Raw genomic sequence first — 13,535 nt, 5'->3', positions numbered from 1 at the left:
CGGGTGGAGCTGACTGGTACTAATAGGCCGAGGGCTTGTCCTCAGTTGCTCGCGTCCACTGTGTTTGTTCTGAAGCAATGAACTCCCGTTTGCCGGTTTGAGTTCAACTTCATAGTGTTTCGGTGGTCATAGCGTTAGGGAAACGCCCGGTTACATTCCGAACCCGGAAGCTAAGCCTTTCAGCGCCGATGGTACTGCAGGGGGGACCCTGTGGGAGAGTAGGACGCCGCCGAACAATTTTTGGGGAAAGCCCCGCACCAGATCGTAAGGAATTACGGTCACGGTGCGGGGCTTTTTCGTGTTCTGTGACGTCCGCTGTCCGGGGGCGGCCCCCGGGAGCCCGGGCCCTACTTCGGCTCCAGCAGATCCCAGCGGTTCCCGTACAGGTCCTCGAACACCGCCACCGAGCCGTACGGTTCGTGCCGCGGGTCCTCCAGGAAGCGGACGCCGGCCGCCAGCATGCGTGCGTGGTCCCCCGTGAAGTCCTCGGTGTGCAGGAAGAACCCGACCCGGCCGCCGGTCTGGGCGCCCACGCTGGCCAGTTGGGCCTCGTCCTTCGCGCGGGCCAGGAGCAGCGAGACCGCCCCGCTCGTGCTGCCGGGCGGACGGACCACCACCCAGCGCGAGCCGTCCCCACGGTCCGTGTCCTCGGCCAGCTCGAAGCCGAGCGCCCGGGTGTAGAAATCGATGGCCTCGTCGTAGTCGCGCACGACGAGCGTAATCAGTGCGATGTGCGGCATGAGGCAAAGGTTATACGTACCACGTATGGTCGGGTTCGCCGGTGGAAGAATGGCGGGTATGGATCTCGACCTTGACCAGCTCGTCGGGCGCGCCCGCGGCCTCGTGGTGCCCGGCCGCCGCCGTATCCTCGGCATCGCCGGGCCGCCCGGCGCCGGGAAGTCCACGCTGGCAGGGGAGTTGGTCGCACGGCTCGGCGGCGAGGCCGTCCTCGTACCGATGGACGGGTTCCACCTCGCCAACAGCGAGCTGCGCCGGCTGGGCCGTACCGGACGCAAGGGCGCGCCGGACACCTTCGACGCCGCCGGGTATGCCGCGCTCCTCGCGCGGCTGCGCTCGCCCGAGCCCGGCTCGGTCGTCTACGCGCCCGATTTCGACCGGTCCCTGGAGGAGGCGCTGGCCGGGAGCATCCCCGTATCCGCGGATGTCCCGCTCGTCGTGACCGAGGGGAACTATCTGCTCCACGACGACGGTCCCTGGGCGCAGGTGAGGGATCTCGTCGACGAGATCTGGTACCTCCAGCTCGCCGACGGCGAGCGGGTGCGCAGGCTCGTCGAACGCCATGTGCGGCACGGGAAGGCCCGGCCGTACGCGGAGCGCTGGGTCGACGAGTCCGACGAGGTCAACGCGGCAGTGGTGGCCGCCGGACGCGCGCGGGCCGACCTTGTCATCACCGGCGCGCTCACTGGGTAGGCTCGCAGCTCTGGCGACCGTGCGAGGGGAAGGCAGCAGACGTGGGGATATTCCGACGAGGGCCCAAGCGGGACGCGAGCGACGCCCCGAGGGACCCCGAGTTCGGCTTCTTCTCGAACGACGAGGGCGCCCGATTTCGTGCTGCGGTCAGGGAGGCCTTCGCCGAGCTGGGCCTGGAGGTCACCGTCTACGCGGATTCGGTGAAGGACAGCGGCGGCCGTCGCTTCGGCCTCGGCAACCTCGCGGCGGTCTGTCACAACGAGCCCCGCGGGCCGCGCGTCTGGCCGGAGCTGATCCGCAGACACGTCGGGATGGTGCTGCGCACCATGGACGCGCCCTCCGCGCTCGACACGATGGCACCCGAGCAGATCCGCGCCCAGCTCTACCCGCGGGTGATCAGCGGTGAGGGACTTGATCCGCAGAGCTTCGGCTATGCGCGCAGCGTCGCGCCCGGCCTGTACGAGATCCTCGCGCTCGACCTTCCGGAGAGCGTCATGATGCTCACCGACGAGGCGCTCGAACCCCTCGGCAAGGTGCCCGAACTGCGCGAACAGGCCCTGCGCAATCTGCGGGAACTGCCCGTCGAGGGACACGAGACGGTCAAGGGCGACGACGGGACGCGGTTCGACATCGTCGTCGGCGACTCGTTCTACACGGCGAGCCGGGTGCTCGCCCTGGAGGCCGTTGTCCGCCAGGTGACCGGGCGCGAACTGCCGCCGGAAGGCGCCCTGGTGGCGATGCCGTTCCGGCATCAGCTCGCCTTCCACGTCATCCGGGACTCCGGGATGGTCCTCGCGCTCAATGCCATGGCCTCGTTCGCCGCCTCCGGCTACGAGGACACACCCGGGTCGATCAGCCCGTACGTCTACTGGTGGCGCGGCGGCACCCTCACCCAGCTCAGCGACCGGGACGGGGACGGGCTGCGGATCGTCGTGGGCGACGACTTCGGCGAGTTGCTGGAGAAACTCGTGGACGACGAGACGGAAGGACTGTGACGGCGATCTCGGCCGAGATCGCGGCGGCGATCCCGACGTCGATCCCGACGTCGATGGTGAGGCCGAACGTGACAACGGGCGTGCGGGTGAGGGCGCGCGTCTGATCGGGAGGTGGGCGGCTCGCGGATCGAGGTGCCCACCCACTCGCGCGCCCCCGGGCGTACGGGCAGGATGAGGCCATGCCGACGACGCCTGCCCCCGCCCCCTTCACCGCCGACGACTACCGGGCCCGGATGGCCCGAGCCGCCGAGTCCGCCGCCGACGCCGGGCTGGCCGGCGTGCTCGTCGCGCCGGGTCCCGACCTCGTGTACCTCACCGGCTACCAGCCCACCGCGATCACCGAGCGGCTCACCGTCCTGGTGCTTGCCGCCGGCCAGGAGCCGGTCCTGGTGGTGCCGACCCTGGAGGCACCCGACGCCGAGCACGCTCCCGGTTCCGCCGCGCTGACGTTGCGGGACTGGACCGATGGCAAGGACCCCTACACCGTCACGGCCCCGCTCCTCGACGTCGACGGCCGCTTCGGGGTCAGCGACAACGCCTGGGCGATGCATCTGCTCGGGTTGCAGAAGGAGTTGCCCGGCACCTCCTACGTGTCGCTCACCGAAGCGCTGCCCATGCTCCGGGCCGTCAAGGACGAGCACGAGCTGGCCCGCCTGGACGCGGCCGGAGCCGCGGCGGACGAGGCGTACGGCGAGATCGTGAAGGTGCGCTTCGCGGGTCGCAAGGAGACGGAGGTGGCTGCGGATCTGGCCGGTCTGCTCCTCAAGTACGGCCATGCACAAGTGGACTTCACCGTCGTGGGCTCGGGACCGAACGGGGCCAACCCGCACCATGAGGCCGGGGACCGCACGATCGAGCGGGGAGACATGGTGGTCCTCGACTTCGGGGGGCTCAAGCACGGCTACGGCTCCGACACCACCCGTACCGTCCACGTCGGCGAGCCCAGCGCCGAGGAGCAGCGCGTGCACGACGTGGTGCGCGAGGCCCAGCAGGCCGGCTTCGACGCGGTGCGGCCTGGCGTGGCCTGCCAGGACATCGACCGGGCCGCCCGCGCGGTGATCGCGGACGCCGGATACGGCGAGTACTTCATCCACCGCACGGGTCACGGTATCGGGGTGACCACCCATGAGCCGCCGTACATGATCGAGGGGGAGGAGCGCCCCCTGGTGCCCGGGATGTGCTTCTCGATCGAGCCGGGCATCTATCTGCCCGGCCGGTTCGGCGTCCGCATCGAGGACATCGTCACCGTGACGGAGGACGGCGGCCGGCGTTTGAACAACACCGACCGCGCCATGGCCATCGTCGAGTAGAGCGGGTGGAGCGGGTAGAGCGGGTAGAGCGAGAAGAGCGAGTAACTATCCGATGTGGCAGTGCCGTTGAGGGCTGCACGGCCCGGGTGTTGCGAAGGCGGCCCTGCCTGCCCTGTCTGCCCTGTCCGACGTTCCCGCGGTGCTCAGTGTCCGAGGACCGCGCAGGACTCCGGTGGCATCAGGACGAGCCCGTCCGCGCCCGGTGCCTCGATCGGCTCCCAGGCCGCGAGGATCCGGCCGCCGCCGCCGAGCTTGACACGGACCGGCTCCTTGCCCAGGTTGACCACGACCCGCAGGTCGCCGCGCCGGTAGGTGAGCCAGCGGGCCTCCTCGTCGTGGGCGACCTTGACGGCCGCGAGGTCGGGGTCCGTCAGGTCGGGCCGGTCGCGGCGCAGCGCGATGAGTTCGCGGTACCAGGCGAGCAGCCGTGCGTGCGGCTCGGCCGCGGGCTCCGACCAGTCCAGGCAGGAGCGCTGCCGGGTGGCCGGGTCCTGCGGGTCGGGGATGTCCTCGGCGGACCAGCCGTGGGAGGTGAACTCCCGCCGCCTGCCCTCCCGTACGGCTCGGGCGAGATCGGGGTCGGTGTGGTCGGTGAAGAACTGCCAGGGGGTGCGGGCGCCCCACTCTTCGCCCATGAACAGCATCGGCGGGAACGGGCTCGTCAGCGTCAGGGCCGCGGCGCAGGCGAGCAGGCCGGGCGACAGGGTGGCCGAGAGCCGGTCGCCCTGGGCGCGGTTGCCGATCTGGTCGTGCGTCTGGGCGTAGCCGAAGAAGCGGTGGGCGGGGGTGCGGGAGCGGTCGACGGGGCGGCCGTGGGTGCGGCCGCGGAAGGTGGAGTACGTGCCGTCGTGGAAGAACACCCGGGTGAGGGTCTTGGCGAGCGCGGAGAGCGGGGCCCGGGCGAAGTCGGCGTAGTAGCCCTGGGATTCGCCGGTGAGGGCGGTGTGCACGGCATGGTGGAAGTCGTCGTTCCACTGGGCGTGCAGGCCGAGGCCGCCCTCCGCGCGCGGGGCGGTGGTGCGCGGGTCGCAGCTGTCGGACTCGGCGACGAGGAAGAGCGGCCGGCCGAGTTCCGCGGCCAGCACGTCCACGGCCGTCGAAAGCTCTTCGAGGAAGGGGTACGCGCGGGTGTCGGCCAGCGCGTGCACCGCGTCCAGGCGCAGTCCGTCCAGGCGGTAGTCGCGCAGCCATGCCAGCGCGCTCTCCAGGAGGAAGGCCCGGACCTCGTCGGATCCGGGCGCGTCCAGATTGACGGCCGCGCCCCAGGGGGTGTGGTGGGTGTCCGTGAAGTACGGGCCGAAGGCGGGCAGGTAGTTGCCGGACGGGCCGAGGTGGTTGTGCACGACGTCCAGGACGACGCCGAGGCCCTGGGCGTGCGCCGCGTCGACGAACCGCTTCAGTGCGTCGGGGCCGCCGTACGGCTCGTGCACGGCCCAGAGCGAGACGCCCTCGTATCCCCAGCCGTGCTGCCCGGGGAACGGGCAGAGTGGCATCAGTTCGATGTGCGTGATCCCCAACTCGGCCAGATGGGGCAGCCGTTGGATCGCCGCGTCCAGGGTTCCCTCGGTGGTGAAGGTGCCGATGTGCAGCTCGTACAGGACGGCCCGTTGCAGCGCGCGACCGTCCCACGGCCGCTGCCAGGAGAACGCCTCGTGGACGACGACGGCGCTCAGGCCGTCCGGCCCGTCGGGCTGGCGGCGCGAGCGCGGGTCGGGCAGGACGGGGCCGTCGTCCAGGACGTATCCGTACCGGTCGCCGGCGTGGCCCTCGGCCTCCGTCAGCCACCAGCCCGGACGTACGGGATGGCGGCGCATGGGATAGGTCGCGCCCTCCAGGAGGAGCGAGGTCCGGTCGGCATGCGGTGCCCACACTTCGAACAGCACTGGCGTGTCCCCCTGTCGTGGCCGGTTGTGACCATGGTGCGACAGACGAGGGGGACATGCGCGCAATTCGGGACTACTTCCAGACCATGTTGATCGCCCGCTCGAAGACGACGTAGCCCGCACGGGCGAATGCCGCGGCCATCGGCACATTGGGCAGGTCGGTGGCGGCGCGGATGCGCGGCACGTCCTGTTCGGCCAGGACGCGCGTTCCCTCGGCGAGGATGTCGTCGATGTAGCCGTGGCCGCGGTGGGCGGGCAGCACACCGATGTAGGCGATGATCGGGTTGTAGCTGTTGCGGGCCGGGATCACGAAGCCCACGGGCTCGCCGCTCTCCTTCAGCTCGGCGATCTGCCACCACTCGCGCGGCGTGCGGTACTGCTCGAACTCCTCCTCGTACATGAGCTCCGCCGACGCGCGCGGGGTCATGGTGAGCAGTTCCGCGCGGGTGTGCTCGTCGAGCGAGCCCGCCACGACGAGGGTCATCAGGGAGAGGAGTTCCTCGCGGTCGGTGGCGGGGCGGAACGTGAGCCGCGTGGAGGCCTCCGGGAGGGGCGTTCCCGGCCGCCACTCCAGGCGCAGCCGCTCGACGAGCGGGGTCGCGCCCGAGGCGGTCACGATGTTCAGCCGGGTCTCGACGACTTCCCGGGCGGCGGGGTCCTCGCGCCAGTCGCCGGGCAGGAAGCGGCCGTACTCGGGGCGTTCCGCACCGGTGGGCACCACGGCGGCGGTCGCGGTCTCCAGCAGGCGCAGGCCGATCTCGTGGCGCTCGGCCGCGGGCAGCGAGTCGTCCACGTCGAAGAAGTCGAGGGACCGCGGCGCCTCGCCCTTCGTGTCCGTCCACCAGGCGATGCGCGCGAGGACGCGGTCGCCCCGCAGGGCCACCCACATCCACTGCGGGACGCGGCGGCCGGTCCTCAGATCGTCCTCGACCTCGTGGTCGAGCACATAGGAGAGCTGCTGGAAGAGCCCGAGTTCTTCGGGCCCGGCGAGCGGACGGTAGACGGTGTCCGACGCTTCGTTCGTCAAGAAAGGGTCCCTGGAGGCGATTGCGAATACGAGTCGGGGGACCTTAACAGCGCAGGTGGGCGGTGGGGCAAGGGGATTTGGCGAGCGGTACCGCCGCGTCGCAGGTCAGCGGTGGGGCGCCGGGGGCCGTGGCCGCCGAGGAAGGCGGCCCGCTGCTGGACACGCCCGGCCCCGGGGAAGGACAATCGTCCATGTGACGCCCTCCTTCGAATCCCAGACGTCCTCGGCGCCCGCGCGGCTCTCCGACGCGGAGCGCGACCGGGCGCTGGACGTCCTGCGCGAGGGCGCCGCCGAGGGCAAGCTGTCGCACGACACGTTCCTGCGGCGCATGGAACTGGCCCTGGCGGCCCGCCGCTCGGACGAACTGATCGTGCTCACGGCCGACTTGGAGCAGCGCGGCAACCGGTGGACCAGGGCCGTCTTCGGTGCCGTCGGCAAAGCGTCGGAGTTCTCCGTGTCGCTGCGCAGGGCCTGGCAGAGCGAGCGGCTGCCCAAGCTCCTCTTCCCCGCGCCTGGCCCCTATCCGCTGCGGATCGGGCGCGACCCGGTCAACGGGCTGCGCCTGAGCCACGAGACGGTGTCGCGGGTGCACGCCGAACTGCTCTTCCAGGCCGGGACCTGGCAGCTGCGCGACCTCGGCTCCACCAACGGGACGTGTGTCAACGGGCGCCGGGTGACGGGCGTCGTAGCCGTGGCCGACGGCGACCAGGTCAGCTTCGGCCGGATGGTCTTCCGGCTCGCCAACCACTGACGACGACCCTTTGGCGGTCCAACCTTCATGCGCCGAGCGGGAGTTGAGGAAGCTCACTGCTGATGCAGGCCACGCCCCGCCAGCGTGAGGAAGGTTTCCCCGACGGCCTCCGACAGGGTCGGGTGGGGGTGGATGTGGTGGGCCACGTCGGACGGTTCGGCGTCCCAGCCGACGATCAGCTGGCTCTCGGCGATCATCTCGGACACGTTCGGGCCGACGAGATGGACGCCGAGCACCTGCCCGCCCCGCTCGGCGACCACCTTCACCACGCCGCCCTGCCCGTGCACCATGCCCTTGGCGACGGCCGTCAGCGGCATGGTGTTGACCACCACGTCATGTCCGCCGTTGCGGGCCTCCGCCTCGGTCAGGCCCACCGACGCGGTCCCCGGCGAGGAATACGTGACCCGGGGCACCGCCCGGTAGTCGACGGGCGGCGAGGCAACGCCGGCCAGCGTCTCCGCCACCAACAGGCCCTCCGCGAAAGAGGCATGGGCCAGGCCGGGGGAGGGGGGCGGCAGCAGATCGCCCACCACGTGGATGCCGGGGACGGCCGTCTCCAGCCGGGACCAGTCGGCCGGCGCGACGAAGCCCCGTTCATCGGCCGCGAGCCCGGCCGCCCCCAGGCCGAGGCCGTCGGTGACCGGGGCGCGGCCCACCGCGACCAGGAGCCGCTCGGCCTCGACCGTGCGGACCTCGCCCCGCGCGGTACGCACCGAGGCACGCACCCCGTCCTCCCGTACGTCCGCCGCCAGGAAGCGTGCTCCGGTCTGGACGTCGATGCCCCGCTTCTTGAGGCCGCGCGTCAAGTGGCGGGAGACGTCGCCGTCTTCGAGCGGCACCAGCCGGTCGGCGGCCTCGACGAGGGTGACCTCGGCGCCCATCGACCGGTGGAACGAGGCGTACTCGACGCCTATCGCGCCGCCGCCGAGCACCAGCACGGATCGCGGGAGCCCGGGAGCGAACAGCGCGTCGTCGCTGGTGACCACGCGCCGGCCGTCCGCTTCGAGGCCCGGCAGCATCCGGGGCCGCGAACCGGTGGCGAGCACGATGCCGCGGCGGGCGGTGAAGTTCCCGTGGCCCGCCACGAAGACGCCTCGCGGGCCGGTCAACCGCGCGCTGCCGCGCACCACTTGGACCCGGGCCTGCGAGAGATGGCCCTCCACGCCCTTGTGGTTGCGGGAGACGATGTCGTCGCGGGTCGCCACCAGGGCCTGCCAGTCGACCGAGTCCACCTGCGCCTTCACCCCCCACCGCTCCCGCGCCTCGGCGATCCCGTCGACCAGTTCGGCGGCGTGCAGCATCGCCTTGCTGGGGATGCAGCCCCGGTGCAGACAGGTGCCGCCGACCTTGTCGCGCTCGGCGAGCACCACGGTGAGACCGAGGGCGGCGGCGCGCAGGGCGGTGGAATAGCCGCCGGTGCCACCGCCGATGACGATCACATCGGCTTCGGTGGAACCGGCCGGAGGGCCCGCGGCCACGGCGGCGGTCGGGACGCCGGCCTGCGCCGCGTTCGTGCCGTTCGTGCCCTTCGCGTGGTGCGTGTTGTTCGCGTTGTTCATGGGGCAAGCCTCTGCCCGGGCCCTGTCATGAGTCCAAGGCAATGTTCTTGTGGGTTCGATGCACCATGCTTATGGCGTGCGCAAGAGGTGCGGGGCGCGCGCGACGCATGAGCCGGCGGAGCAAAGGGGCGGGGCATGAGCCTGCGACAGATGGAGTACTTCGTGAAGGTCGTCGAGGAGTCGTCCTTCACCCGGGCCGCCGAACTCCTGCACGTCACCCAGCCCGCACTCTCCCACCAGATCAAGGCGTTGGAGAGGACGGTCGGGGGTGCGCTCCTGGAACGGCTGCCGCGCGGAGTGCGACTCACCCCCATGGGCCGCGCCTATCTGCCGCACGCCAGGCTCGCGGTGCGCAGCGCCCTCCAGGCCGGGCGCGCGGCCCTGGCGGCCGCCGGTGCCGAGGGCGGTGAACTGCACATCGCGGCCGTCCACGCGGTCGCCGTCGGCGTGCTGCCCGAGGTGTTCGCCCGCTGGCAGCGCGCCCACCCCGGAGTGAAGCTGCTGCTGCACGAGCACGCCAGCCCCGAGGCGCTCCAGGAGGCGGTGGAGCGCGGTGCCGCGGACCTCGCCGTCGGGCCACCGCCGAGGGACTGGACCGGGCCGGTCGTGCCGGTCGGGGAGGAGGAGATCGCGCTCGTCGTCGCCTTCGACGACCCGCTGGCCCACCGCAGCTCGGTACGCCTCGAAGAGTTCGCGGACCACGCCTGGGTGCGGTGCGCCATGGAGCCCGTCGTCGACGGGCGGCCCTGGCTCGACCTGGTCTGCGAAGGGGCCGGCTTCACCCCGCGCACCGTGGTGCGCACCGAGCACACCTCGACGGCGGTACGGATGGCGGCGGCCGGGGTCGGAGTGGTCGCCGTGCCCACGCACGCCGTGCGCGGGGGGATCGGCGAGGACTGTGTGCTGCTTCCCGTCGACTCCTCGTGGAGGCGGCCCCTCACCGTGTTCTCGCGGGTCGAGCTGGCCGGCGCCGCGGCCGCCTTCACCGAGCTGCTGCGCCGGGCGGCCCCGTACGGCAGGCGCGGACTCTCACCCGTACGGCCGAATGCCGATCGCGACGGCCCGGCCGAAGTGGTCCGCTGAGACAGTCACCGGGCCCGGCGGACGTGCACCACCGCGGGGTCGCGACCGCGCCCTCGGGCGCCGACCGGGAGGCGCGCCATGACGACCGTCGAGCCGCCCGCGGCGGCCAAGGCCCCCGAGCCCGCCACCCGGCCGGACGCGCTCTCGCTGCTCGGCGCCGCAGCCCGCCGGGACCCGTACGCCTTCTACCGGACCCTGCGCGCGGAGCATCCCCTGCTGTGGGACGCCCGGCTTGAGGCATGGCTGGTCAGCCGGTACGCGGATGTCGCCCCCGCGCTCGCCGGGAGCGCGCTCGCCGGGCCGCGCCGGGGGCCCTGCTGCGGGCCCGGGACGGTGCGCTGCGCCGAGGAGTACACGGCGCCCGAGAGCGCTTTCGCGCTGCTGCGCGAAGTGTGTGCCCGCACCGCCTATGTGCTGGCCCGCCGGCTCGCCGGACGCCAGGAGGCCGATCTGGTCGAGGAGTTCTGCCGCTGGCTGCCGACCGGCACCATCGCCGCCGCGACCGGCCTCTCCTACGCGGCCGTGACGGGCCGCTCGGGCCGGGCCCCCGCCCGCAGCCGAGCCGGGGCGCCCGCGGCCGCCGATCTGGGCCGCGGCCGGGGCGGCACCGGCGTCGCCCTGCTGGCCGCGCGCTGCGCCGACCAGGCGGTGCTCACCGGGCGGGCCCTCGCCTCCCTCCTGGCCAACCTCCTTGCGCATCCTGAGCAGTTGGAGCTGGTACGGGCGGTACCGGCGTTGACCGGGCAGGCCTGGGAGGAGTCGCTGCGGCGCAATCCGCCCGTTCACGTGGTGCTGCGCCGGGCCACCCGCGACCTCGCGATATCCGGCGGCACCGTGCCGGCCGGGGCGGCCGTCGCCCTGCTCGTCGGCGCAGCGAACCGCGACCCCGACCGGTTCGCCGAGCCCGACCGCTTCGATCTGCACCGCACCACCGCCGGCGGCCTCGCCCTCGGGCCGGTCGACTGCCCGGTCGCCCGCGTCGCCGAACTCCAGGCGGAGTGCGCGGTACACGCACTGCTCACCGCCATGCCGGGGCTGCGCGCGGCGGACGCCTTCGATCCGGCCGAGAGCGGCCTGCTCACCCGGGCCCCGCACCGCCTTCTCGTACGACCTTCCTGAGCAGGGCCACCGGCCGCTGCGCGAACAGCTCGTCGAGGGGCACGACGCCACTGAACTCCCGCTCCCCACCGATGACTTCGGCCCACCGGCCGGCGGGCAGAACCAGCTCCGTCCCGGCCCAGCCGCCCGCCTCGGCGAGGCGCAGCGAGAGCCGCGTCACCGCCGTCACCACCTCGTCCGAGCGACTGAACGCCACACAGTGCCCGGCGCGGGGGCCCCGTGCGGCCAGGGCCCGATGGGTCCCGGACTCGCCGAAGACGGCCGGGAGTTCGCGGCGCAGCCGCAGGGCCGCCAGGGTCACCCCCAGCTTGTCGCCGGGCTCGGCCAGGGCGGCCGTCTCGAAGCGGACCGGACGGCGGTTGTCCGGGTCGACCAGCGCCGCGTACTCGGCCTCCGTGCCCTGATAGAGGTCCGGCACGCCCGGCATGGTCAGATGCAGCAGCGCGGCCCCGAGGCGGTTGGCCCGTGCGGCTGCCTCGGTCTCCCGGACGAACTCCCTGACATGCGCGGCGAGTTGACCGCCGGGCCCGGCCGCCACGAAGTCGCTCACCGCCTTCTCGTAGCCGGGGTCCTGTTCCGTCCAGCAGGTGTGCAGGCCCGCCTCGCGCACGGCCTTGAGCAGCGCCCCCTCCAGGCGCTCCGTCTCCGGCAGCCCGCCGAGCCCGACCGAGGTCTGCCAGGCGACCCAGGCGAGCTGCGGATCGGGCGCCCCGGCCCCGGGCCCCTCACCCAGCCGGTCGAGCAGGGCCGCCCACCGCTCGGGGCACTCCGAGAGCACCGCGATCCGGGCCCGTACCTCCGCGCTGCGCTTGGTGTCGTGTGTGGACAGGACGGTCCCGGTGGCAGGCCAGTCCCGGGCGAGGTGCGCGCAGAACGCGTGGAACTCGGCCGGGTCCACCGAGGGCCGCCCGGGGTCACCGCCCACCTCGTTCACCGAGAGCAGCGGTGTGTAGCGGTAGAAGGCCGTGTCCTCGACGGACTTGGCGTGCAGCGCCGACGCCGTCTGCGCGAAGCGGGTACGGAAGCGGGCCCGGTCGGCGTCCTCACCGAGCCGGCCGAGCGCGAGATCCCGCACCACGTCCACCGCGGCCGACTCCTCCGCGACCGCGAATGCGGCCTTCGCCTCCAGGGCCGCCGACGCCGGGAGCGCCCCCTCCGCCCCGAACCGGTAGGGCCGGTAGACCGGGACGCGGACCAGGAGTTCGCACAGGGCGAGCCGCAGGGCCCAGGGGGCGTGGTCACGCAGCTCCGGGCCGCCGCGCGCGCAGATCCGTGCGGCCAGGCGCACCAGATGCTCGGTCTCGGCCACCAGCTCATGGCTCAGCACCCGGTAGGCGGCGCGCCGCACCGTCGGCTCCCAGCGCCCGCCCCGGTCACCACTCATCGCGGTGAACTCCCGGTACTGGGCATCGAGTTGGCGCACTCCCTCCGGGTCGGTGAACAGGCCGTCGATGTGGCGCAGTGCGTCGTACCCGGTCGTCCCGGCGACCGCCCAGCCGGCCTGGAGCCGCTCGTCGCCGGTGAGGATCTTCTCGACGACCGTCCAGCGGCCGCCCGTCGCCTCGTTCAGCCGGCGCAGATATGCCTCCGGGTCCGCCAGGCCGTCCGGGTGGTCCACCCGAAGCCCGTCCGCCACCCCGTCGGCGAGCAGCTCCAGGATCTTGGCGTGCGTCGCCGCGAAGACGGCCTCGTCCTCCACCCGGACGCCGATCAGCTCCGCGATGGTGAAGAAGCGCCGGTAGTTGAGCTCGGTCCTGGCCAGGCGCCACCAGCCGAGCCGGTAGAACTGCGCGTCGAGCAGCTCCGCCATCGGCAGGCCCGCCGTGCCCTCCCGCAGGGGGAAGCGCTGCTCGCCGTGGCGCAGTACGCCGCCCTCCACCGTCAGACGGTCCAGCTCTGATGCCAGCGGGCCGGCGAGCACCGGCAGCAGGACCCGTCCGTCGCCCCCTTCCCAGTCGATGTCGAACCACGAGGCGTAGGGCGAGGCGGGGCCCGCGCGCAGCACGTCCCACAGCTGCCGGTTGTGCAGCGCGGCGGCCGACATGTGGTTCGGCACGATGTCGAGGATCAGGCCGAGCCCGAACTCCCGGGCCCGAGCGGACAGTTGACGCAGCCCCGACTCGCCGCCCAGCTCCTCGCGGACCTTGGCGTGGTCGGTGACGTCGTATCCGTGTGTCGAGCCGGGCACGGCCTCAAGGACCGGGGACAGATGAACGTGGGAGACTCCGAGACCGGCGATGTAGGGCAGTGCCCTCTCGGCGGCGGCGAACGGGAACCCGGGCTGGAGCTGGAGCCGGTAGGTCGCGATGGGCTGGGTCAGCGGGGTCATATGAACGTACGTACCCCGTCGGACGGCTTCTGTGCCTTCGGCCCATGC

At 72.5% G+C, this 13,535-nt stretch carries 11 protein-coding genes and 1 rRNA gene; 7 read left to right on the top strand and 5 right to left on the bottom strand.

Features of this window, described 5'->3' with window-relative positions:
- Positions 1-118 precede the first annotated feature (118 nt).
- Positions 119-235, top strand: a 5S ribosomal RNA gene (gene rrf, locus CG740_RS38050).
- Between the two features lie 112 nt (positions 236-347).
- On the opposite strand, the gene CG740_RS38045 is transcribed toward rrf, so the two are convergent.
- Positions 348-740 (bottom strand): VOC family protein, encoded by a 393-nt coding sequence (locus CG740_RS38045; RefSeq protein WP_100579900.1) that lies wholly within the window; start codon positions 738-740, stop codon positions 348-350.
- Positions 741-789: 49 nt separating this feature from the next.
- Between CG740_RS38045 and CG740_RS38040 the strand changes: the two genes are divergently transcribed.
- From CG740_RS38040 to CG740_RS38030, 3 genes are all read left to right on the top strand, one after another.
- On the top strand, positions 790-1,431 hold the full coding sequence (locus CG740_RS38040) for a nucleoside/nucleotide kinase family protein (protein WP_376496271.1): 642 nt from the start codon (positions 790-792) through the stop codon (positions 1,429-1,431).
- Between the two features lie 41 nt (positions 1,432-1,472).
- Positions 1,473-2,426, top strand: a complete 954-nt coding sequence (locus CG740_RS38035) for a hypothetical protein (RefSeq protein ID WP_100579898.1) — start codon at positions 1,473-1,475, stop codon at positions 2,424-2,426.
- Positions 2,427-2,605: 179 nt separating this feature from the next.
- Positions 2,606-3,736, top strand: a complete 1,131-nt coding sequence (locus CG740_RS38030) for an aminopeptidase P family protein (RefSeq protein WP_100579897.1) — start codon at positions 2,606-2,608, stop codon at positions 3,734-3,736.
- Between the two features lie 143 nt (positions 3,737-3,879).
- On the opposite strand, the gene treZ is transcribed toward CG740_RS38030, so the two are convergent.
- Entirely contained in the window at positions 3,880-5,619 is a 1,740-nt protein-coding gene (gene treZ, locus CG740_RS38025; protein WP_100579896.1) for a malto-oligosyltrehalose trehalohydrolase, read from the bottom strand.
- 73 nt (positions 5,620-5,692) lie between these two features.
- A complete protein-coding gene (locus tag CG740_RS38020; protein ID WP_100579895.1) occupies positions 5,693-6,646 on the bottom strand; it encodes a GNAT family N-acetyltransferase in 954 nt (317 codons plus the stop codon).
- A 193-nt stretch (positions 6,647-6,839) separates the two neighbouring features.
- Between CG740_RS38020 and CG740_RS38015 the strand changes: the two genes are divergently transcribed.
- Positions 6,840-7,397, top strand: a complete 558-nt coding sequence (locus tag CG740_RS38015; protein ID WP_100579894.1) for a DUF1707 and FHA domain-containing protein — start codon at positions 6,840-6,842, stop codon at positions 7,395-7,397.
- 53 nt (positions 7,398-7,450) lie between these two features.
- On the opposite strand, the gene lpdA is transcribed toward CG740_RS38015, so the two are convergent.
- Entirely contained in the window at positions 7,451-8,956 is a 1,506-nt protein-coding gene (gene lpdA, locus CG740_RS38010; protein WP_100579893.1) for a dihydrolipoyl dehydrogenase, read from the bottom strand.
- A gap of 135 nt (positions 8,957-9,091) precedes the next feature.
- Between lpdA and CG740_RS38005 the strand changes: the two genes are divergently transcribed.
- A complete protein-coding gene (locus CG740_RS38005) occupies positions 9,092-10,039 on the top strand; it encodes a LysR family transcriptional regulator (protein WP_100579892.1) in 948 nt (315 codons plus the stop codon).
- A 78-nt stretch (positions 10,040-10,117) separates the two neighbouring features.
- Positions 10,118-11,158: a cytochrome P450 gene (locus CG740_RS41695; RefSeq protein WP_107488382.1), complete on the top strand. Its 1,041-nt coding sequence runs from the start codon at positions 10,118-10,120 to the stop codon at positions 11,156-11,158.
- On the opposite strand, the gene treY is transcribed toward CG740_RS41695, so the two are convergent.
- Complete coding sequence (gene treY / locus CG740_RS37995; RefSeq protein ID WP_100579891.1) at positions 11,118-13,487, bottom strand: malto-oligosyltrehalose synthase; 2,370 nt, start codon at positions 13,485-13,487, stop codon at positions 11,118-11,120. The two genes, CG740_RS41695 and treY, sit on opposite strands and share 41 nt — an antisense overlap.
- Between the last annotated feature and the right edge of the window lie 48 nt (positions 13,488-13,535).

The organism is Streptomyces sp. CB01201 (assembly GCF_002803085.1).
In the GTDB taxonomy this organism is placed as follows: domain Bacteria; phylum Actinomycetota; class Actinomycetes; order Streptomycetales; family Streptomycetaceae; genus Streptomyces; species Streptomyces hundungensis.
Note: the sequence above shows the minus strand (reverse complement) of the source record. Positions and strands in the feature narration are given on the sequence as shown.

Coding starts and splice junctions, on each gene's coding strand:
- CG740_RS41695 (WP_107488382.1), top strand. CDS start 10,118: ATGACGACCGTCGAGCCGCCCGCGGCGGCCAAGGCCCCCGAGCCCGCC.
- lpdA (WP_100579893.1), bottom strand. CDS start 8,956: ATGAACAACGCGAACAACACGCACCACGCGAAGGGCACGAACGGCACG.
- CG740_RS38005 (WP_100579892.1), top strand. CDS start 9,092: ATGAGCCTGCGACAGATGGAGTACTTCGTGAAGGTCGTCGAGGAGTCG.
- CG740_RS38040 (WP_376496271.1), top strand. CDS start 790: ATGGCGGGTATGGATCTCGACCTTGACCAGCTCGTCGGGCGCGCCCGC.
- treY (WP_100579891.1), bottom strand. CDS start 13,487: ATGACCCCGCTGACCCAGCCCATCGCGACCTACCGGCTCCAGCTCCAG.
- CG740_RS38030 (WP_100579897.1), top strand. CDS start 2,606: ATGCCGACGACGCCTGCCCCCGCCCCCTTCACCGCCGACGACTACCGG.
- CG740_RS38045 (WP_100579900.1), bottom strand. CDS start 740: ATGCCGCACATCGCACTGATTACGCTCGTCGTGCGCGACTACGACGAG.